Source organism: Roseburia sp. OM04-10BH, assembly GCF_003462605.1.
Lineage (GTDB): Bacteria > Bacillota > Clostridia > Lachnospirales > Lachnospiraceae > Roseburia_C > Roseburia_C amylophila.
This window is the reverse complement of record NZ_QTZI01000001.1, coordinates 160,709-182,585: the sequence shown is the minus strand read 5'-3', so window position 1 is coordinate 182,585 and position 21,877 is coordinate 160,709. Positions and strand designations below refer to the sequence as shown.

Below are 21,877 nucleotides of genomic sequence, written 5' to 3'. Positions count from 1 at the left end.
ACATTATTCACAATTCTGTGCAAATGTGGAAACCCTTGATTTTACTGGATTTTTGGTTAAAATAAGACTTCTCAATTTTAGATTCATATGCTATAATGTGGTCGGTGAAAGAGGGAGTTCTTATGACAGACATAACATTACATACGAAAAGCAAATCCACGGTTACCTGCGTATCCAATACCTTTATTGATGAGTATATGGCAGATGCCAATGGAGAATTTGTAAAAATTTATTTATATTTACTCCGCTGCATCAACGCAGCTGAGAATTTTTCCATTTCTAAGATGGCTGATAAATTCGACCATACAGAAAAGGATATTAAACGTGCCTTAAAATACTGGGAGAAAAAACACTTACTCCAGTTAGAATATAATTCCGGCGAACAGCTTACCGGCATCTGCCTGTGTGAGCCTGTTTCTGCGGTTACGCAGGATTCTGAACATGCAGAAAAGCCTACGGAAGCATCTTCTGTAGATATCCGTCCATCCTATACAAAAGACCAGATTCTGTCTTTCCAGAATGATGAGGCTTCCAGCGATTTATTATTCATTATTGAACGCTATATCGGACATCCTTTGTCCATCAAGGATTATGAAACCATTCTTTACTGGTCAGATGAATTGAAATTCTCCACAGACCTGATTGAATATCTGGTAGAATCCTGTGTGGACAACGGCCATAAGAGCATCCGCTATATGGACAAGATTGCCCTTTCCTGGTCTGCTTCTTCTATCCGTACTGCGGAGGATGCCAGACGTTCTTCCAGTGCCTATAAGCAGACACATTATGGTGTCATGAAGGCATTTGGAATCAGCGGCAGAAAACTGGCTGAATACGAACTTGAACTGGTAGATAAATGGACCAGCCAGTTTGGATTTACACTGGATATCATTTCCGAGGCATGCAAACGGACACTGCAGGCGACAAATCAGCCAAGCTTCCAGTATGCCGATACCATCTTAGAGAACTGGCATAAATGCAATATCCACCATTTAGAGGATATTGCTATATTAGACACTGCTTACAAAAAAAGCAAGGCATCTTCTTCCCGCAATGTCACCGTAAACAAGACTGCCGCCAACCGGTTTAACAATTTTTCACAGCGTACCTATAATTTTGAACAGCTTGAAAAACAGCTCTTAAATAATTAAGACACTTTTTTCAGGAATACTAAAGGAGCATTTCATGTCTCTTAATAATTCACAATACGATACTTTAATCCGGCAATATAATGCCAGACAGTTTCACAATCAGCATCTTCTGGATGAACGCATTCAGGAAGTCTACGGAAAATGTCCGCGCCTTACAGAAATAGACAACGAGATTTCTTCCATCTCAGTAGCAAGTGCAAAACAGCTTTTATCTGATGATGGAGCAGAAGATTCCTCTGTTCTCTCTTCATTAAAAGAACAGCTTGCTGCTCTTCGCAGGGAGAAACAGAATCTGATTGCTTCTCTGGGTTATCCGGCTGATTATCTGGAACCGGTTTACACCTGTAAGGACTGTAAGGATACCGGTTATATTGGGAATGAACGCTGTCATTGTTTTGTACAGGCTGCCATTGATTTAGTCTATACGCAGTCTAATGTAAAAGATATTTTAGCCAAAGAGAATTTTTCGAATTTCTCTTATGCATACTATTCCAAAGAGCAGATAAATCCCACAACCGGATTATCTGCTTATGATACTGCAAAAAAAGCTGTTGCAGACTGTAAGTCCTTTATTGAGCATTTCGATACCTCTTTTGAAAATCTCTTTTTCTATGGAGCAACCGGTGTCGGTAAGACTTTTCTTTCAAACTGCGTTGCCAAAGAGCTTTTAGATAAAGGACATTCCGTTATTTATTTTACAGCCTTCCAATTATTTGATATATTTGAAAAGGACACTTTCCAGAAGGACGCTGCAGCTTCTGCTGCCGGGCAGAATATCTTCGACTGTGATCTTTTAATCATTGATGACCTTGGAACCGAGCTTGCCAACTCCTTTACGGCATCCCGGCTTTTCCTGTGTCTGAACGAACGTATGCTGCGTCAGAAATCAACATTGATTTCTACGAATTTAAGTATCGACCAGCTTGCTGATGTATATTCCGAGCGTATCTGCTCCCGCATCTTCAGCAGCTATACGATGATCAAGCTTTTTGGGGACGATATCCGTCTTAAGAAAAAGCTGCATTAATTACGCATTCAATTAGATGCTATATCTATTGAACTATATAAGATAAATTATTTCTATGGAGGAACCTATTCATGTCAAACAGTGAAAGAAACTTAGAAACCCTTCCTACTGGTTCTCTTGGAATTATTCCATTACAGAGCTGCCAGGAATTAGGAGAAAAAGTTGACAAATACCTTGTCAAATGGAGAGACGAAAGACAGCATCAGCACCAGAATGATGCAGCTTTTATGGGCTACAAACGTGATTCTTATATCATTGAAGCAGTTACCCCTCGTTTTGGTTCAGGCGAGGCAAAGGGAATGATCAAAGAAACTGTTCGTGGTTATGACCTTTATCTTATGGTTGATGTCACCAACTACAGCCTTACTTATTCTCTGTGCGGTCAGACAAACCATATGTCCCCAGACGATCATTATCAGGATTTAAAGAGAATTATTGCTGCAATTGGCGGCAAGGCAAGAAGAATTACTGTTATCATCCCATTCCTTTATGAAAGTCGCCAGCATAGAAGAAGCACCAGGGAATCTTTAGACTGTGCACTGGCTTTACAGGAACTGGTTGCCATGGGCGTTGACAACATTATTACATTTGATGCACATGACCCTCGTGTCCAGAATGCAATTCCTTTAAAGGGTGGTTTTGAAACTGTTCAGCCTGCATACCAGTTTATCAAAGGTATCTGCAAAAACGTTCCTGACTTACAGATTGATTCTGACCACATGATGATTATCAGCCCGGATGAGGGTGGTACCGGACGTGCAATTTATCTTTCCAGTGTACTTGGTCTGGATATGGGTATGTTCTACAAACGTCGTGATTACAGCAGAATTGTTGACGGACGTAACCCTATTGTCGCACATGAATTTTTAGGTTCTTCCGTAGAAGGAAAAGATGTTCTGATTATCGATGATATGATTTCTTCCGGAGAAAGCATGATTGACGTTGCAACCGAACTAAAGAAGAGAAAAGCAAACAGAATCTTTGTCGTTGCAACCTTCGGACTTTTCACCAATGGTCTGGAAAAATTCGATAAAGCTGTAGAAGATGGAACTATCTACCGTGTAGTTACCACCAACCTGACTTATCAGACTCCGGAGCTTTTAAGCCGTCCATATTATATCAACTGTGACATGAGCAAATATATTGCTTATATTATCGATACATTGAATCATGATGCTTCTATCAGCGAGCTCTTAGATCCAAACGAGCGTATCCAGAAGCTTATAAAGAAATATAAAGCTAATCAGAAAAAGAAATAAATAACAACAGCAAAAATGGCTTCGGAATTCCGAAGCCATTTTAATATCATGGGCAAAATAAAACTAGAATAAGTTAACCTTGCCTGCATATGTATCGTTTATAACATAGTATGCTGCATATTCTTCCGGTTTTAAATAAACCTTTAAAGACTTGATGCTGGATGCTCTGTGTCCGTCTGCTGTGAAAGCTTCTTTTGCTCTCTCAATCACGTTTGCAACAACATCTTCATTACCATCAAACTGAACAAATACTTCCGGTACAAGTTCTTTCTTCTCTGCCTTGGCAGTTTTCTTAGCCGCTGCTTTCTTGGTTGCTTTCTTTGCGGTAGTCTTTGCTGCTGCTTTTACAGTTGTCTCTGCTTTCTTTGCTGTCTCCTCTGCCTTCTTAACTGTCTCTTCCGCTTTCTTTACTACGGTTTCTGCTTTCTTCGCTACAACTTCTTTTGCTTCTGCCTTAACCTCTTCTGCCCTAACTACTGCCTTTGTCTCTGTAGCTTTTACTGCTGCCTTTACTTCGGCTGCTTTTTCAACTGGTCTCTTCTGCATTATAATTCCCTCCCTGAAAATTAATCACACACTAAAAACTTCTCCATTGCTAAAAGAGCTTCTTCTTCATCATTCCCCTCTGCAACAATGTTAACCGTCATTCCTTTGGACGGATTAAATGCCATAATTCCCATGATGCTCTTGGCATTAATTTTACGGTTATCACTTTCCAGAGTAATATTGCTGTCAAACTGGCAGGCAACCTGAACCAACTCTGCAATTGGATTATCGTGTTTTTTTGAAACGTTTGAAACTGTAACTTCTTTTCTACTCATGTTATCTTCCTCGCTTCTAAGTAGTACAATTCGTACAAAAGTTAATATAGCCTACACGAACAGATTTTGCAATAGACTTTGTGAAAATACAGCACTAATACCGAAACTGCCAAGAAACTTCGGCTTTTTTTAGGCAATTTTATATGTTTTTTACGCCTTATTCACGCCTGTCTCTGCCTGCATCCCTATTCTTCCATTTTCATATAAGCAAAATATACATTACCTGCTGTATCAAATAAATTCTGTGCATCCGTCATTGACATCTTCTCTGTTGCACCGGTTGCCGGATTATAAATATAGACTCCTGCGTTATCATAGCCTGTAATCAATACAGCTTCGCTTCCACTGCTCATGGCAAATACCGGTGTTCCCAGATTGACATAATATAACACTGCATCCAGATCGCTTCCGGTCAAATCAATGACTACAGAGTCCTGCAGGGTATCCTTTAAAATTTGTTTTGGTGTATTTCCGGATGTCATCAATTCTCCTACACCAACATTTAATCCCTGCATCGAAAGCATACCATTGATTGCTTTTGCTATCGTTGTTCCGGATGCGTCTGCATCACCTATTGTAATCGTCAGTGGTGACTGGGAAGATTTTCTTGCCCTCTTCCAGATATACTGCTGTCTGCTTCCTACCACAACGCCCACATTATCATTTGCCACTGCAATGGCTTTTGCCGCATTATCCGTTGCCAGCACTACTCTTCCGGCAGAATAAGCATAATAATAATCTGTCTCTTCCGGCTCTTTCAGATTCACATTTCTCGGTGACTCCAATACAATCCGTTTCGGAGTCAGAAGACGATCCGAGCTTATCTCTTCTTCCTGTAATAATTGCAGCTGCAGCTGCGTCTGTTTTCGTTCCGTTACCGTACTGTGAATGCTGACTACTTCTGCAGAATCTCCCTCACGATTCATAATCGTATCCTGTTCTGCCGGAACATAAGCCATACCGTTATATTGTTCCCGGTTCAGATAAATAGTATAATCCACAACTTCTACAGACGCTACATAATATCCATCCTTATGGTAATCTTTTAACACTCCGTGTTCTTCATCATCCGTATCTACAATATAAATATGATTCATCGGGAACTGTACATTTCCGGCAGAATCTGTATACACATCACTGTCATCTGCCTCTCCATAGATAAAATCATCTTCCATAAATGCCAGTGGCCGGATATACGTTCCTGCTGCCGCTGCCACTTCAAAGCTTTTCGAATTCTCCAGATTCAGAACAGTAATTTTCGAACCGCTGTCACTGTTGCCATCTGCAATATACGCAACAAACTGGTTATTCTCTGATACCGCATAATTTCCTGTTTCAAATCCGCTGACTACTTCCTTTTCTTTGGTAGTAGCAAGATTAATCTCATACAGTGTCCCACCCATCATAATGTAGAACATTCCACTTTCATTTTCATACATCAGCTGTCCCAGTTCTGATTTCAGCACTTCGTAAGAGTGGGTGGATGGTATAAACAGTTCCTCGTCTACTGTATTTGCCACGCTGTCATAATGATAAACACCTACACCCACCTGACCTTCGTGGTTTCCCCTGTTCATATAACCATATACAACAAAATCAGCACTTCCTGTTTCATCCACCTTAATAATCCGGATATCATGTTCCTTATGATTTTCCCTGGAATCAATCCCCTCATAACCACGGAAGCTGAACACCTGGGAAAGCTTTTTTTCTGTCGCATTGTAACACCAGAGTTCTCCTTCTTTTACAAAACAAAGAATACTTCCTGTCTCATTACTCTTATATTCCACATCGGACGAACATATTCCAAGCTGTAAATAATTCTCATAAAAATCATCATTCTCTGCCCGGAAAATTTCATCCATGGTTCTCTCAAAATTCAATAGATACATCCGGTCATTGGTATAACGGACACGGTAATATTCTTCTACATTATAATATTCCAGTTCCCCATTATCTCCGGTTGCCGTCACTACATAATCCAATAGAATTACATTATAGGAATCGTTGATTTCTTTGATACTCACCGATGGATCCGTCAGAACGGTCCCATTGAATTTATCCCATGTTACCTGTCGCAGTGTGGAATGAATACTGACATTGGCAAGTGTGGTATTATCCGCAGAAGAATCCGGTTCCATATAAGTTGCCAGAGAGCCGCTTCCATCCTCCTGAAATGTTTTTTCATGGAAATCTTTTGCAAAATCAATGCTTTCCTTCACATAACAATCCTGCGGTTCAATAATCCTTGTATAATAATTTAAAGTATCATCCCCATGCAGTAAATGTATAATCAACAGATATTCTGCATTGGAATCCAGAAGATTCTGAATCGGAAGGTCTGCTGTAATCACTCCATTCTTCTGGGAATAACTATCTACCTTCGCATCTGCAATAAGACGCTTAGTATCCATACTCCGGATCTCATAGGAAAGTTCATCCACTGCATAGCTTCCATTCTGAACGCGGATTGGAAGCAGCCTGTCCGTATCAATCGGCGTAATGCTGTCCCTCATGTAAACTGCATTCATTTCATCTACATACCCGTAGAGTTCATTGATTTTCTGCTCTTTATAATAAAGCTGGACAGTCGGCAGCGTTGCCTCCTCCAGTTCTGTTGTCATATCGGGATTTGTTTTATTTGTCAAAAAGCTAAACACTACGGTTGATACCAGAAATACACCTGCTAACACCAGTGCCCGAATCATTCCTTTATTCATCTGTATTCCTCATCTTCCTAAACTACGAAAAACACACTTTGCGAGTTCTCGAGTTATCGCGGCGCTCGTCAAATCTGCATGCAGGCATGCGATTTTTCTCGCTACTCACGTAAACAAACAATATAGCCATCAAAAAACGACAGCTATATTGTAATTCCTTTTTTGTAAAAGCTCAACCTCTATTTTATTATCTGCTACCAGCATCTGCGGCAGCGTCTGTAACGGCATCTGCGGTGAAACATCTCATGAAACAGAAGAATTTCCGGAGCATCCATGTCTTCCCGGCTTTCCCCAAGTCCCGCCTTATCACGGATTCTCTTACAAATCTGTCGCAGCATCAGCCGGTCCGGATACTCGTCAAACATGAGACTTCCCTCATATTCCATCTTATCGCATTCTTCTTCCACCAGCTCCTGTACTTTTCTTATCTCTAGCGGATACATCTCTTTCATGCGGTCTAAATCCCTCTGATATTCTAACTCCGTCATGTAAAGATTCTGGATTGGATTTGTCATGTAAAAGGGCTGTTTGCCTGGCATCTGCTGCTGTTGCATCTTAAAGAAAATATCCTGATTATAATCCAATGTTTCCTTCTCTCCTGATTCTCATCAGTATAATATATGCAGCAGAGACTGTTTGTTGACGGCAAAAATGCTGTTATCTGTTTGTTTCCAACGACATCAGAAATAATACCGCTGTCAGTTCCTTTGGGAACATGGCATGCAGTTTCAGAATTTCTTTTGACGTCAGTGTGTCCTGTTGTGCCGCATAATATGCAGCCGCAGCCACCAGCATTTCTTTTCCAAAGTTTTTAACTTCTGCAATCAGTCCTGCTGGCTCTCTTAATTTATGTGCAATGATACATTCTGTCGCCTGTCTTAACTCTGCATCTGCCAACTTCTTATGAAGTGTTTCCACAAAATGTTCCATGGAATATTCAATTGCTGCATCTGCATCAAATACCTCTCCACAGATTTCTGCCGCTGCAAGGAAATATTCCCTCGGTGACATTTTCTCCTTTTCGCTTCGTTCTGCCAGAAGTGTATGTACTTTATTAAATTCACTTTTCTTAGCAAAACGTTTTACCGGAATTTCATCCCTGACCAGTAAATCCAGTTCTGTCATCCGATACAAAAAGCACTCCATTGCCCTGCGGTATTTCTCCATGGATTCCTTTTCAAAGGTATATACATAGCCATAATATTTTCCATAAACCTTCATGGTATCCTGGTATCCCATTCTGGCATTTGCCATTAAAAGAGCATGGTCAAAATTCATCATGGTTCCAAGGGAGCGGCTTGGCTTGATATAAGTTACATACGGCCGCTTTGCATAGGCATCGTGTGCCGGTGATGTATGTAAATCAACAGCAATAATCTGCTGTGCTCCCATTCGGATAGCAAGGTCAATTGGAAGATTATCATAATAACATCCATCCAGATACGTTGTCTCTCCGATTTTATGCATCGGAAATAATGGAAAAATTGCAGAAGATGCCAGAATATAATCTTTCATAAGTCCTTCCGGAATGTCACGCTTTGTCAGTTCGCAGGGTTTTAAAGACGGAAATTCCACCGTAACCAATCCAAAGTCTGTCTTTGATTTCCGAATCTTATCCTCTTCTATCAGTGTTTCAATAAAAGCAGTAAAAGGTGAAATATCTGCGCCTTTATTCTTGACATATTTTTTCAGGAATGGACCAATTGCCTCTCTCTGGTCATACATGCCCTCTATGGTATCCGTCAGATTGATTCCATCCTCCATCATATCTTCCATGGTTATGGTGCTCCATAGTTCATAAGCCCTGTCATAATCTCCCGTTGCCATTAAGGCTCCGTTAATGGAACCTATGGATGTTCCGGTTACAATCTGATAATCGATACCAAGTTCATTTAATGCTTTCCAGACTCCCAGTTCATAAGAGCCTTTCGTACCGCCTCCACTTAATGCAATTCCACGTTTCATATAAGTCCTCCTCCGGTTATCTCCCGGCTTCTGCCTTTCTTTTAAGAAAGCCAGACTGTCAGTTTCTCTCCATTGAATGCGAACTCATTTTTACGTCCTTTGTAACATATCACAAATTTCTTATATACTTTTTCATAACCTTTATGCAGCATCCGGACTGTTAATGTCTCATCCTTTGTGATGGTCATCTCATATTCATTATATACACCATCCTGATATGCAAAATCTTCTCCGTTATCCTGATAATGCACATAACGGTCTTCTCCCGGATATACATCAAGAATCAGGGTATCCAGTTCAATCTCTCCCACATACTGCATCGGTTCAAAACATGGGATAATGCTTCCTGCTTTTACAAAAACCGGGCATACATCAAGAGGTGCGTCTTTTACAATATACTGCTTTCCGGTATATTTTTCCCTTGTATCATAGTCATACCAGGTTCCCTCCGGCAGATACAAAAGCTTCTTCGTCATTCCCTGCTCTACTACAGGAGCTACCAGCATACGCTCTCCAAACAGGAATTCTCCATTGAGATTCCATGTTTCTTTATCTTTCTCATAATGCAATACCAGTGGACGGATTACCGGCATACCATTCTGCTCCGTCTCATGGAATAAATCATAAAGGTATGGCAGTAATTTATAACGAAGTTCAATATATTTCCGGTTAATATTTAATGTCTCTTCTCCGAAAAGCCACGGCTCCTGTCTGGTAGAACCCTTGGAAGAATGATTCCGGAACAACGGTGAAAAGCAGCCGACCTGTATCCATCTTGACAGCAGTTCCGGTGTCACATCTGCACCGAATCCACCTACATCTGTTCCGATAAATACCATACCGGATAATCCCAGATTGCACATCTGCGGAATTGCCATCCGCAGGTGCTCCCACAGGCTCTGATTATCTCCTGTCCATGCTGTGGTATACTTTTGGGAACCACTGTAACAGGCACGTGTGATTACAAATGGTCTTCTGCCATCCTGCTTCTTCAAGCCTTCATAGGTAGCCTTTGCCATCAGATGCCCATAGACATTATGCATCTGGCCATGATCACATGGTCTGTCTTCGTCCGTAAACACGACATCTTCCGGCAGTTCTCCACGGAAACTTGCCGGCTCATTCATATCATTCCATACACCGCGGACTCCTAAGTCCACAAGATATTTCTGCTTCTCTCCCCACCACTGTCTTACCTTCGGATTTCCAAAGTCAGGGTATACCGCATCTCCAGGCCATACTGCATTTACATAGGTATCTCCTTCCGGTGTCTTGGCAAAATATCCCTGTTTCATGCCTTCATCATACATATCATAACCTGGATCTAATTTGACACCCGGGTCAATGATGGTAACAATTTTAAATCCTTTTTTCTTTAAATCCTCAATTACTTCACCCGGTCTGCCAAAGTCCTTTTCATTCCAGGTAAAGACCCGGTAGCCATCCATATAGTCAATATCCAGATGAATCGTATCAATCGGAATCTTTAATGCACGATATTTATCCGCAATTGCGCGGATCTCTGCGGAAGTCTCATATCCCCAGCGCGACTGATGATAGCCTAATGTATAAAGCTGCGGAAGCGGTGTTCTTCCGGTCAGATAAGTATAACCAGCTACTACCTCCGGCATATTATACCCGGCAATAAAATAGTAATCCAGATTGCCACGGTCTGAGCCAAAGAAATAGTATTCCGCATTTTCTTTTGCCAGATCAAAATAAGTCTTACAGGTATTATCAAAAAAGATTCCGTATACGCAGCTTTCACGCAATGTTATAAAGAACGGGATCGATTTATACAATGCTTTAAAGGCTTCCGTATGCGCCGCCGGATTATCTGTATTCCACATCTCATAATCGTAATTCTTCTTATTTAATACCCCTGCTTTATCACCAAAGCCATAGAAGGCTTCGTCTCCCTCCATGCGTTTTACAGCCTGCACATGATAATTCTTATCTGTCGCCTGCGGCACCTCATGTCCCTCTGCTTTTAAGAATTCGATAAATTTCTCACTAATCTGTGTTGCAAATTCCCTTCCACCACGATAGTCCGCACAGAGAAGCTGTCCATTCACATCATAAAAATCCACCATAAAATTATCATATACGCGTATGATTAATCTTGCAGTCCGAACCTCAAGATAGTCAATTCCTTCCTGCACATCAAAATGTATATGTTTTGACTTTTCTCCCTCGATGGCTTTTGAACGATGTTCCTCACTTTCGAACGGAACAAACACATTTACAATGTTATCTGTCAGAACCTCTAAGCTTCCCATGCCATATTCAAATACAAAATGAATGATTCCACTCTCCACATAATAAGATTTTCTTTTTCCCAGCATACTTTTTCCTCCACTTTTGCTTATATTAGTAGCAATGTACCTCCCACTATCATAATTAATCCAAAGAATGCCTTTGGCTGTAGTCTTTCATTTAAAAACACAGATGAAAATACAATTGTAACTACAATACTTAGTTTATCAATCGGCACCACTACACTGGCTTCGCCCAGCTGCAATGCCCGGTAATAACAAAGCCAGGATGCTCCGGTTGCTATTCCGGATAAAATCAGAAACATTCCATCCCGGAAGGTCATACTCCGGACCTGCTTCTGTTTCTTTGTTACAAATACTACCACCCATGCCATAACAAGTACCACTCCAGTACGATATGCCGTTCCGAGATTGGAATTCACACCATCTATTCCCACCTTGGCAAGGATGGATGTCAGGCTGGCAAATACCGCCGACAGCAGTGCATAGATAAGCCATGCCCGGCTCTTTGTGCCACTGCTTTTCTTTCTGGTAATCATGAGCATCGTTCCAACGCCAATCAATACCATGGCAATGATTTTCTTCTCGTTCAGTCTTTCATTTAAGAAAATGACTGCCAGAATCATCGTCAGGATTGTACTGGATTTATCAATCGGTGTTACTTTATTTACATCTCCTAGCTGCAATGCCCGAAAATAGCAAAGCCAGGATGCCCCAGTCGCTATTCCGGATAATGTAAGATAAATTAACGTCCGCGTTCCTATACTTCCGATTGGAGTATAAGATCCGGTAAGCCGTACCATAATCCATGCAAAAATCAATACTACAACCGTCCGGATTGCTGTTGCAAGATTCGAGTCTATTTTCTTAATTCCAACTTTTGCCAATATTGCCGTAATACCTGCAAAAAAAGCAGAGCCACATGCATATGCAAGCCACATATTTATTCCTCTTTTCTATTGTCCCGGGAAAATTCTGTCTTAGTCTGCACTGCAGCAGACTTTATTTTTACCACCCACTTTTGCATCGTTCAAATACAGATGCCACTTCACTTAATATCCATACCCGTCATAATATTTCAAATATTATCTTATTCCATTCTTCCGCCTCTTTCGGTATTTCTCTTCTCTTGTTTGTTCTTTCCTGCACCCTTCATTCCCCATACATATCCTATTTCAGAAATCCATTTACAATCTGCTCCTCTGCCTCTTTTTCAGACAGTCCCAGTGTCATCAGCTTAATCAGCTGTTCTCCTGCTATTTTTCCAATTGCTGCCTCATGAATCAATGCTGCATCGATATCATTTGCTGCAAGAGACGGAATTGCCTCCACCTTTCCATTGTCCATGATGATGGCATCACATTCTGTATGTCCGCTGCATGCATTATTACCACGAATATAAGAAACAAACTTCTGGTGGGAATCTCCCTTTGCTACCGAACGCGATACCACATTTGCACTGGAATGTGCTCCATTTAAATCTACCGTAAAATCTGTCTCTGCTTTCTGCTGTCCATGAGTCATAATACGTTCATGAATCACAAGGGACGCATCTTCTTTAAGGTCTGCTTCGGTTGTACGGATTGTGGAGTCTACTCCTTTAATCTGAACACTGTCCATATCCATGAATCCGCCTTCTTCCATGTGGATCACGGTAGTTGGATTTAAGACTCTGGCTCCATTTCCATCCCCTTCACCATAATGCTTTTCTACATATTTTACTTTTGCATTCTTTCCTATATAAAAGGTGTGTATTCCATCATGCTGTGATGTCTGGTCTCCGCAGTTGTGGATACCGCATCCCGCAATGATTGTCACATCTGCACCTTCCCCGATATAAAAATCATTATACACCAGGTCCTTTAAGCCGCTTTCACTTAAGATAACCGGAATATGCATACTCTCATTCTTTGTTCCCGGTTTTACATAGATATCAATTCCCGGCTTGTCCTTCTTAGTTACAATATCAATATTTGCAGTTGTATTTCTTGCCTCCAGTTTTCCGTTGTTGCGGATATTATATGCGCCTTCCGGCACGCTGTGCAAATCTGATATCTCTGCTAAAAGATTCTTTTCTATACTGTCCATTTTCTCACCTTTTCCTAGACTAATTTTTCCATCAAAGTAGAGCAGGCTTCACTGCTGCCTAACAGCTTTGGAAGTACTTCTTCCCGGCTTCCGGCTGTGCTTACTTCTCCATCTGCAATTACAATAATCCGGTCTGCAATGTTTAAGATTCTCTCCTGATGTGAAATAATCAGAATCGAGCCATTGATTTTCTGATACATATTCTCAAATACCTGAATCAGATTGTTAAAACTCCAAAGGTCAATTCCTGCCTCCGGCTCATCAAATATGGATAATTTGGTTCCTCTTGCAATTATCATTGCAATCTCGATACGCTTTAACTCCCCACCGGAAAGGCTGTCATTTACCTCCCTGTCAATATAATCCTTTGCGCAAAGTCCTACTTCTGAAAGATAGGAACATGCCTGGCTGATGGAAATATCTTTTCCCGATGCCAGTGTAATCAAATCCTTTACGGTCAATCCCTTAAATCTTACCGGCTGCTGAAACGCAAAGCTGATTCCCTTTCTTGCCCGTTCGGTAATGGATAATCCTGTAATATCCTCTCCATCCAATAAAATCTGTCCGGAAGTTGGTGTTACTATTCCGGCAATCAGCTTCGCCAGCGTGGATTTACCTCCACCGTTTGGTCCGGTAATTGCCACAAACCGGTCTTCTATCTTCAGATTGATATTTTTTAATATTTCCTTGTCTGCTGTTTCATCATTTACCTGAAAACTAATGTCTTTTAATTCCAGCATTTCTCTTTCCTCACCTTACTGTCAGATTCACCTATCTGCCTCTCTGCGAACCTGGTTTTTATAAAAAAAGGATAGCACAAAATGGCTTTTTTGCCAACTTCTTTCCCTTCTATTATACATTTTGGATTCTTTTTAATGAAATATTAATAAATTTTTATCGAGATTTACCGTTGTTTTTTTTCTTAAATAGATATATCCTTATTCAGTCAAAAGTAAATTATATGTAAAAAGTGTGTAATCTACTGGGAGGAGAACCATTATTATGAGAGAAAAACATTCTTTTTCAAGTAAGTGTAAGAACTTATTTTTTAAACTAAAAAACAAAATAAATACTTTTAAGAACCGGGAGAAGAAGCCACATCCACACCTTGACCGTGCAGTTGTGATTATGAACAAATACTCTTTGGTATTCCATCTGTTACTGTCCTGTTTCCTCGTTCTGGTGATTGAATGTATTTCCAGACGAAATGTGCTTTCTGCATTTTCCTTTATTGCAGGGCACACCATTGCTTACCTTTATAACTCATTTATTATTTTTGCAAGTTTATCCCTGGTCTATCTGATTCGAAGAAGAACACTTGCCCGTCTCTTAATCAGCGGCTTCTGGCTTTTCCTTGGAACCATCAATGGTGTTATTCTTTCCAAACGTGTAACTCCATTTGGTTTTACAGATTTGAAATGTCTGTCTGACTTATTTGCCATGCAGAACACCAAATACTTTACCTTTGGTGAAGCACTCGCCGTTATTATCGTAGTCGGTCTTTTCCTGCTTTTCTGTATCTGGCTTTTTATCAAAGGACCAAAATATCAGGGCAAAATCAACTGGATTGTAAGTCCGCTTATGGTTGCTGTTATCTTCCTGATGTTACCGGTAACTACCAAGGCAGCCCAGTCCAATAATATTGTTGCTTCCTATTTTGCCAATATTGCACAGGGCTATGAAAATTATGGTTTTGTCTACGGCTTCTCATCCAGCGTTGTTGACCGTGGTATGAGTAAACCGGACAGTTATTCCGAAGAGCGTATTGCCAAAATAGGGGCTTCCGTTCCGGAAGAAACTACCGAAGCTGCCGAAGATACGCCAAATATTATTGTTGTTTTACTGGAATCCTTTGTAGATCCCTCTGATGTTAAGTTCTTACAGACTTCAGAAGATCCGGTTCCAAATTTTCACAACTTATTAAACAACTATTCTTCCGGTTACTTAAAAGTTCCTGTTGTAGGTGCCGGAACAGCCAATACTGAATTTGAAGTATTAACCGGTATGAGCATGCAGTATTTTGGTACCGGCGAATACCCATATAAGACTACTTTAAAAGAAATCGACAGTTGCGAAAGTATTGCTTCCGACCTTGGAAGTCTCGGCTATGGTACACATGTTGTACATAACAACGGTGGTAACTTCTACAGCCGTGCCAATGCCTTCTCCCTGATGGGATTTGACAGCTTCACCAGTAAAGAGTGTATGAACATTCAGGAGTACACACCACTTGGTTCCTGGCCAACCGATAACATCTTAATCAGTGAAACCTTAAAGGCTATGGATTCTACCCCTGACCAGTCAGATCTGGTATATACCATTACCGTACAGGGACATGGTGATTATCCTACTGAAAAGATTCTTGAAAATCCGGAAATTGCAGTAAGCGGTGCTGCAGATGAGGCTTCTAACAATCGGTGGGAATATTACATTAACATGATTCACGAAGTAGATAAATTCATCGGCAACTTAACCGAAGAGCTTTCCAAACGGGATGAAAAGACCATCGTGGTATTCTTCGGCGACCACCTTCCTACCATGGGACTGACCGATGATGATATGGTATCCGGTGACATTTTCAAAACCAAATATGTTACCTGGAACAACTTTGATTTACCAAAACAGGATGCTGACTGTGCTGCTTATGAATTATTGGCAAACATCACCAACCAGCTTGACATCCACAAAGGAACCATGTTCTCTTACATCCAGAGCCAGAAGGGTTCTGCTTCTTACGACGAGAACTTAGAGAATTTACAGTATGACCTTCTTTACGGAAAACGTTATGCTTACAACGGAACAGATAAATATCCAGCAAGTGATCTGGTTATGGGTATTGATGATGTAACGATTAACAGTGTATGGAAATCCGATGACAATAAGTTATGTATTTACGGCTCCGGATTTACTCCTTGGACGAAAATTTATGTCAACGGAGAGAAGGTATCCACTTCCTTCTTGGGAAGCACCATGTTAAAGATTAATCTTGACGACATTGAAGACGGCGATACGATTGTTGCTAACATTGTAGGTTCCAGCAGCACCATCTTCCGAAGCTCCAACGAGTTCCTCTATGAGGATCCGGATGTAGAGCATACGGAAGAGCCTACTACCGAAACAGAACAGCCTTCTACTGATACAGAAGGTTCTACCCAGTCCACTGAGAAATCCACAGAGCAGTCCTCTGAACAGTCTTTAAGTGGTGCCGGTACAGCAACTGACCAGTCTGTAGAGCATGCAGTCAATACTCCACTGACACAGAATTAAAAGAATAAACAGAAAGCCCCAATGGGATGAATTCTTCTATCAGATTTCTCCCATCGGGGCTTTGTTATTTCTTTTATTTCACATAATTTTTGTCTACGTTGACCACGATATGATACTGTTCGCCCAGCTTTTCCTTTACCTGATGCTCCAGTTCTTTCAACACAGCTTCATCACTGGAACGGTAGCCAAATGGAATCACTACATCAAAGATAAGATTGGTATGGGTCGGTCCCTGAACCATACGAAAATCATGCATGGTAATGACCTCATCAATATCCTTCAAAATACCTGTAACCGTTTCTTTTATCCCGGTCAGTTCCTTGCTTCCGGTAATCACCGGATCCATATGTATGACAGCCTCACAATTCAGTTCCCTTTTCAATTTCATTTCTACATTGTCTATCATATCATGTATTACAAGGATATTCATTTCTGCCGGCACTTCCGCATGTAGTGATACCATCAGACGTCCCGGTCCATAATCATGTACGACTAAATCATGAATACCGATAATCATTTTTTCTTCCAGCACCAGATGTTCTATCTCTTTTACGAATTCTTCCTCCGGTGGCTGTCCCAGCAGTGGATTTAAAGTCTCCTTCGCTGCATTAATTCCACCATATAAGATAAACAGTCCTACCGCCACACCACAGTAGCCGTCAATATTGACTGATGTAAATTCTGCAATCAATGTGGTAATTAAAACCACAGATGTGGTAATGCTGTCGCTTAAGCTGTCCATTGCAGTTGCCCGCATAGCCGCTGAATTAATCTTCTTTGCAACTCTCCTGTTATAGAAGGTCATATACAGCTTTACAACAATCGATATCAGCAGAATCACGATAATTAATGCAGAGCACTCCGTTGCTTCCGGATGAAGAATCTTTCTGATGGAATCCTGTATCAGTTCCACTGCCATAATTAAAATAACTGCAGCAACCACAAGCCCGGAAACGTATTCCATTCTTCCATGTCCAAATGGATGCTCCGGATCCGGCTTCGCTGCTCCCAGTTTAAAACCAAGCAATGTTACAATGGATGAGCCGGCATCTGACAGATTATTAAATGCGTCCGCTGTAATTGCAATGGATTTACTGATGGTTCCCGCAATAAATTTTCCTGTAAATAATAATACATTTAGCAAAATACCTACAATACCACATAAAATACCGTAGGCAAGCCGTACCTTCTCCGGCTTGTCATCTTCCCGGATAAATATCCGGGCTAATAATGTTATCATAAATCTTCTCCTTTTGCTCCCTTATTCGTTTCGCACTAATTCAATATTTTAAAATTCTTCAGTGGCCAATATCGGAAAATCGCTTTTCCAAGTATTTTACCTTTCTTCACATAGGTATTGGTCCAGTATCTTCCATCATAGGAGTTATTCCGGTTATCTCCCATTACAAAATAGCTGTCCTCAGGCACTTCAAAGGTATACGGTCCTGTAGCTACCGTCCATGTCTCTTTAAGATAATCCTCCTCTAAGAGTTCTCCGTTGACATATACTTTGCCATCTTCTATCTTTACCGTATCTCCCGGACAGCCAATGACACGTTTTACATAGTTCTGGCTCTCATCATCCGGAAACTTAAAGATAATGATGTCTCCCCGCTCCGGTCCGGAAAACAGATATGACCATCGGAATCCAATCAGCTTATCTCCGGTCATGATTGTATTTTCCATGGAACCAGATGGAATCTCTGCATTAATTAACACAAAACGATTTAAAAACATAGCAATCAGCACCGCTGCTACAATCGTAATTACCCAGCTTAGAAATTCCCCTGCCACAGAAGCTGCATTCTTTGTATCGGATTTTCTTCCTTTCTTCCTGCGTCTGCCGCCTTCTGAATATTCCTCTTCTGGTTCTTCTAATTCTTCCCGGTAGTCCTCTGACTCTTCCGGTTCTTCGATATTCTCAAAGTCATCTATATATTCTAATTCTTCATTTCTTTCCTTTTTCTGCATCTAAATTGCCTCCGGTCTCTTTCCTTCCCGTTGTTCGTTCTATTATACTCCAAGCAGGGAAGAAATTCCACTGGAAATAGAGGTTGGGATGGGGTTATTATAAAAGAAACCCCACACATTACTGTTTCCAGTAATATGTGGGGTTGTTTTTTCTATGTGTTCAAAATGACATCTGCGTTCTCTATGTGCTCAATGACATCCACTCGGCTAAGATTCAAACTTCGTCTACGACTCGTTTTCATCAAGTCTCGGGATGGGCTTTCGCACTAACCTCATTCTTCGCTTACGCTCGAATTCACTAAGTGCTCAATGCCTAGCAGACACCCTGAGCGAGCATAGCCTCAGCTACTTTTTCGAAGCCTGCGATGTTAGCTCCTGCTACATAGTTACCTTCCATGTTGTAACGTTTTGCAGCATCATCAATATTATGATAGATATTTACCATAATCTGTTTTAACTTAGCATCTACTTCTTCGAATGTCCAGCTTAAACGCTCTGAGTTCTGGCTCATCTCTAATGCAGAAGTTGCAACTCCACCTGCGTTAGAAGCTTTACCACAGATGAACCATACTCCGTTATCCTGTAAGTATTTGGTTGCATCTAAGGTTGTAGGCATGTTAGCACCTTCACAAACTGCTTTACATCCATTTGCTACTAACTGTTTTGCATCATCGATAAGGAGCTCGTTCTGTGTAGCACATGGAAGAGCGATATCACATTTAATCTGCCATACGCCACGGCCTTCATGATATTCTGCACTCTTTCTTGCAGCAGCATACTCAGTAAGACGAGCACGTTTTACTTCTTTTACTTCTTTTAATAATGCAACATCGATTCCTTCCGGATCATAAATCCATCCGGTAGAATCAGAACAGGTAACAACTTTTGCACCCATCTGCTGCGCTTTCTGGATAGCGTAGATTGCAACGTTACCAGCACCAGATACAACAACTGTCTTACCTTCCATAGATTCACCATGGCATTTCATTAATTCTTCTGTAATGTATAAAAGACCATATCCGGTAGCTTCTGTACGAGCTAAAGATCCACCATAGGTAAGTCCCTTACCTGTCAGAACACCTTCGTACATTCCACGGATTCTCTTATACTGTCCAAACATGTATCCGATTTCTCTTGCGCCTGTTCCGATATCTCCTGCCGGAACGTCAACGTCAGCACCAATATATTTGCAAAGCTCGGTCATAAAGCTCTGGCAGAATGCCATTACTTCACGGTCTGATTTTCCCTTAGGGTCAAAGTCAGAACCACCTTTACCACCGCCGATTGGAAGTCCTGTTAAAGAGTTTTTAAATACCTGCTCAAATCCTAAGAATTTGATGATTCCGATATTTACGGAAGGATGGAGACGAAGACCTCCCTTGTACGGTCCAATAGAATTGTTGAACTGTACTCTGTAACCTGTATTAACCTGAACCTGTCCCTTGTCATCTACCCAAGGTACACGGAATTTAAGCTGTCTATCCGGCTCGGTTATTCTCTCAAGTAATGCTTCTTTACGATATTTCTCCTCATTTGCTTCGATTACCGGTCTTAAAGACTCCAGTACTTCTTCTACTGCCTGAAGGAATTCTGGCTCAGAAGCGTTTTTTGCTTTTACTCTTTCTAATACTTCATCAACGTAGCTCATATTATATCTCCTTTACATATTAATTTGAGTATTATATATACATCAACACTACTATTTTAGTATGAAATGAATTTTTTCGCAACGTTTTTTTCATATTTGTGTCAAAAACTTTATACTTTTGTGTACTTTTTCTTCTTTTTTGCAAGTTTTGTACCAGGAAAATTCATTTTTGTAATTAAAAAGAAGTAGAAAACAGTTTTTTATTTCCCTTTTCCACTTCTTTTTTTGTATAAATATACTATTTTTTATTTTTCAGATATGGTTCATATTTCTTCTGGAAGAACTTCACCAGTTTTCCCAGTGTTCCAATCAGAATCTCACTCTCCTGGTCACTCAGGCTCTCCTTGATATCATGTATCATATTGCTGTGAAAACGTGCATGATGCTCATATGCCCGGACTCCGGAATCGGTGAGTGATACACGGACTACCCTTTTATCCCTGTCATTTCTGCAACGATTTACATAACCTTTCTGTTCCAGTGCTTCAATTGCTTTTGTCAGGGTTCCTGTTGTAACATTCATCTTCGCCGCCACTTCCGACATCCTCTTTGGTTCATCCAGACCAATTGCTTCAATAATATGCATATCATTTCCGGAAATGTTCATGAATTCTCCGGAGATTAAGCATTTTTCCTCAATTTCCATCAAATCATTAAACAGCTTTACCAGAATGTCATTTAAGGTTTTATCCGCATTCATTCTTATCTCCTTTTACCAGACCAGTACCGCTGCGCCCCATGTGAGTCCGCCGCCGAAACCAGCCAGTACAACTTTATCTCCTCTATGTATCATACCATGCCGGTTGATATTATCAAGCAAAATCGGCACACTTGCTGCCGAAATATTGCCACATTCCGTCAAATTTACCGGGAATTTCTCCATCGGCTGTTTCAATCGTTTTGCTACCGCTTCAATAATTCTTAAGTTTGCCTGATGTAATACGAAAAGTGAAATTTCCTCTGCCTCTAAATCCGCCTCTTCCAGCACCTTTGTAATGGTTGCCGGAACTGTGCGGACAGCAAATTTATAAACCTCCTGTCCATTCATGCTTACATAACCCAGCGGACTTTCCATCTTATGATATGGATTATTGACCGGACGGTTCTCACATGCCAGTACCAGTCCCTTCGCACCGTCTGAGCCCTGCACCACATGACAGATATTTTCTTCGTCTGCCCGGACTACTGCTGCTCCTGCGCCATCTCCAAAAAGAACACAGGTACTGCGGTCATTCCAGTCCATAATTTTAGAAAGTACTTCTGCTCCGATTAAGAGTGCATTTTTAAATCTGCCACTGGCAATATATGCCTGTGCTGTACTCAATGCAAATAAGAATCCGGAACATGCTGCACCAAGGTCAAAGGCTACGGCATTCACTGCTCCGATTTCCCGCTGCACTTCACAGGAAAGTGTCGGCACAAGATGATCCGGTGTTACCGTCGCTGCAATGATAAGTTCCACTTCTTCCGGCTTCATGTCTGCATCTGCAAGTGCTTTTTTTGCAGCTTCTGTGGCAAGTGATGTTGTTGTCTCTTCCGTTGCAAGGTGTCTTGTTTTTATTCCTGTTCTGCTGGAAATCCATTCATCGGAAGTATCCATAATCTGACTTAAATCGTCATTGGTAATTTTTCTTTCCGGTAACGCACTTCCAGTTCCACATATTCGAATGTTCATGCTCTGCTC

The 21,877-nt window shown here is 41.0% G+C and carries 18 protein-coding genes; 4 read left to right on the top strand and 14 right to left on the bottom strand.

Annotated features, from left to right (window positions below; all coding sequences use genetic code 11):
• Window positions 1-122: 122 nt before the first annotated feature.
• The 3 genes from DXB43_RS00850 to DXB43_RS00840 all read left to right on the top strand — a co-directional run bounded on the left by DXB43_RS00850 (window position 123) and on the right by DXB43_RS00840 (window position 3,437).
• A complete protein-coding gene (locus DXB43_RS00850) occupies window positions 123-1,151 on the top strand; it encodes a DnaD domain protein (protein ID WP_022243628.1) in 1,029 nt (342 codons plus the stop codon).
• Window positions 1,152-1,185: 34 nt separating this feature from the next.
• Window positions 1,186-2,178, top strand: coding sequence for an ATP-binding protein (locus tag DXB43_RS00845; protein WP_117841363.1), 993 nt, complete (start codon window positions 1,186-1,188; stop codon window positions 2,176-2,178).
• A gap of 71 nt (window positions 2,179-2,249) precedes the next feature.
• Window positions 2,250-3,437, top strand: a complete 1,188-nt coding sequence (locus DXB43_RS00840; protein WP_022243630.1) for a ribose-phosphate pyrophosphokinase — start codon at window positions 2,250-2,252, stop codon at window positions 3,435-3,437.
• Window positions 3,438-3,500: 63 nt separating this feature from the next.
• Here DXB43_RS00840 and DXB43_RS00835 read toward each other — a convergent pair whose 3' ends face one another.
• The 9 genes from DXB43_RS00835 to DXB43_RS00795 all read right to left on the bottom strand — a co-directional run bounded on the left by DXB43_RS00835 (window position 3,501) and on the right by DXB43_RS00795 (window position 14,047).
• The gene (locus DXB43_RS00835) at window positions 3,501-3,983 is read right to left on the bottom strand and encodes a DUF6465 family protein (RefSeq protein WP_117946139.1); all 483 of its coding nucleotides are present in this window, start codon (window positions 3,981-3,983) and stop codon (window positions 3,501-3,503) included.
• Window positions 3,984-4,003: 20 nt separating this feature from the next.
• Window positions 4,004-4,258 (bottom strand): HPr family phosphocarrier protein, encoded by a 255-nt coding sequence (locus DXB43_RS00830; RefSeq protein ID WP_117698651.1) that lies wholly within the window; start codon window positions 4,256-4,258, stop codon window positions 4,004-4,006.
• 185 nt (window positions 4,259-4,443) lie between these two features.
• Complete coding sequence (locus DXB43_RS00825) at window positions 4,444-6,978, bottom strand: hypothetical protein (RefSeq protein WP_117946137.1); 2,535 nt, start codon at window positions 6,976-6,978, stop codon at window positions 4,444-4,446.
• Window positions 6,979-7,172: 194 nt separating this feature from the next.
• Window positions 7,173-7,562 carry a hypothetical protein gene (locus tag DXB43_RS00820; RefSeq protein ID WP_117946135.1) on the bottom strand — a complete coding sequence of 130 codons (390 nt, stop codon included), beginning with the start codon at window positions 7,560-7,562 and terminating at the stop codon, window positions 7,173-7,175.
• 73 nt (window positions 7,563-7,635) lie between these two features.
• Window positions 7,636-8,943 carry a patatin-like phospholipase family protein gene (locus DXB43_RS00815; protein ID WP_117946133.1) on the bottom strand — a complete coding sequence of 436 codons (1,308 nt, stop codon included), beginning with the start codon at window positions 8,941-8,943 and terminating at the stop codon, window positions 7,636-7,638.
• A 41-nt stretch (window positions 8,944-8,984) separates the two neighbouring features.
• On the bottom strand, window positions 8,985-11,288 hold the full coding sequence (locus DXB43_RS00810; RefSeq protein WP_117946131.1) for a glycoside hydrolase family 31 protein: 2,304 nt from the start codon (window positions 11,286-11,288) through the stop codon (window positions 8,985-8,987).
• Window positions 11,289-11,308: 20 nt separating this feature from the next.
• Window positions 11,309-12,160, bottom strand: coding sequence for an EamA family transporter (locus DXB43_RS00805; RefSeq protein ID WP_117946129.1), 852 nt, complete (start codon window positions 12,158-12,160; stop codon window positions 11,309-11,311).
• A 229-nt stretch (window positions 12,161-12,389) separates the two neighbouring features.
• On the bottom strand, window positions 12,390-13,307 hold the full coding sequence (locus DXB43_RS00800; protein ID WP_117698645.1) for a SufB/SufD family protein: 918 nt from the start codon (window positions 13,305-13,307) through the stop codon (window positions 12,390-12,392).
• Between the two features lie 14 nt (window positions 13,308-13,321).
• Complete coding sequence (locus DXB43_RS00795; RefSeq protein WP_022243639.1) at window positions 13,322-14,047, bottom strand: ABC transporter ATP-binding protein; 726 nt, start codon at window positions 14,045-14,047, stop codon at window positions 13,322-13,324.
• 262 nt (window positions 14,048-14,309) lie between these two features.
• On the opposite strand from DXB43_RS00795, the gene DXB43_RS00790 reads away from it, so the two are divergent.
• Window positions 14,310-16,574, top strand: coding sequence for an LTA synthase family protein (locus DXB43_RS00790; RefSeq protein WP_199535071.1), 2,265 nt, complete (start codon window positions 14,310-14,312; stop codon window positions 16,572-16,574).
• Between the two features lie 73 nt (window positions 16,575-16,647).
• Here the strand turns inward: DXB43_RS00790 and DXB43_RS00785 are convergent, their stop codons facing one another.
• From DXB43_RS00785 to DXB43_RS00765, 5 genes are all read right to left on the bottom strand, one after another.
• The gene (locus tag DXB43_RS00785) at window positions 16,648-17,814 is read right to left on the bottom strand and encodes a cation diffusion facilitator family transporter (RefSeq protein WP_117946127.1); all 1,167 of its coding nucleotides are present in this window, start codon (window positions 17,812-17,814) and stop codon (window positions 16,648-16,650) included.
• A gap of 35 nt (window positions 17,815-17,849) precedes the next feature.
• Window positions 17,850-18,545, bottom strand: a complete 696-nt coding sequence (lepB, locus tag DXB43_RS00780; protein WP_117946125.1) for a signal peptidase I — start codon at window positions 18,543-18,545, stop codon at window positions 17,850-17,852.
• A 313-nt stretch (window positions 18,546-18,858) separates the two neighbouring features.
• Window positions 18,859-20,193, bottom strand: coding sequence for an NADP-specific glutamate dehydrogenase (gene gdhA / locus DXB43_RS00775; RefSeq protein ID WP_022243643.1), 1,335 nt, complete (start codon window positions 20,191-20,193; stop codon window positions 18,859-18,861).
• Between the two features lie 238 nt (window positions 20,194-20,431).
• Window positions 20,432-20,893: a MarR family winged helix-turn-helix transcriptional regulator gene (locus DXB43_RS00770; RefSeq protein ID WP_117946123.1), complete on the bottom strand. Its 462-nt coding sequence runs from the start codon at window positions 20,891-20,893 to the stop codon at window positions 20,432-20,434.
• Between the two features lie 12 nt (window positions 20,894-20,905).
• Complete coding sequence (locus DXB43_RS00765; protein ID WP_022243645.1) at window positions 20,906-21,868, bottom strand: beta-ketoacyl-ACP synthase III; 963 nt, start codon at window positions 21,866-21,868, stop codon at window positions 20,906-20,908.
• Window positions 21,869-21,877: the final 9 nt, after the last annotated feature.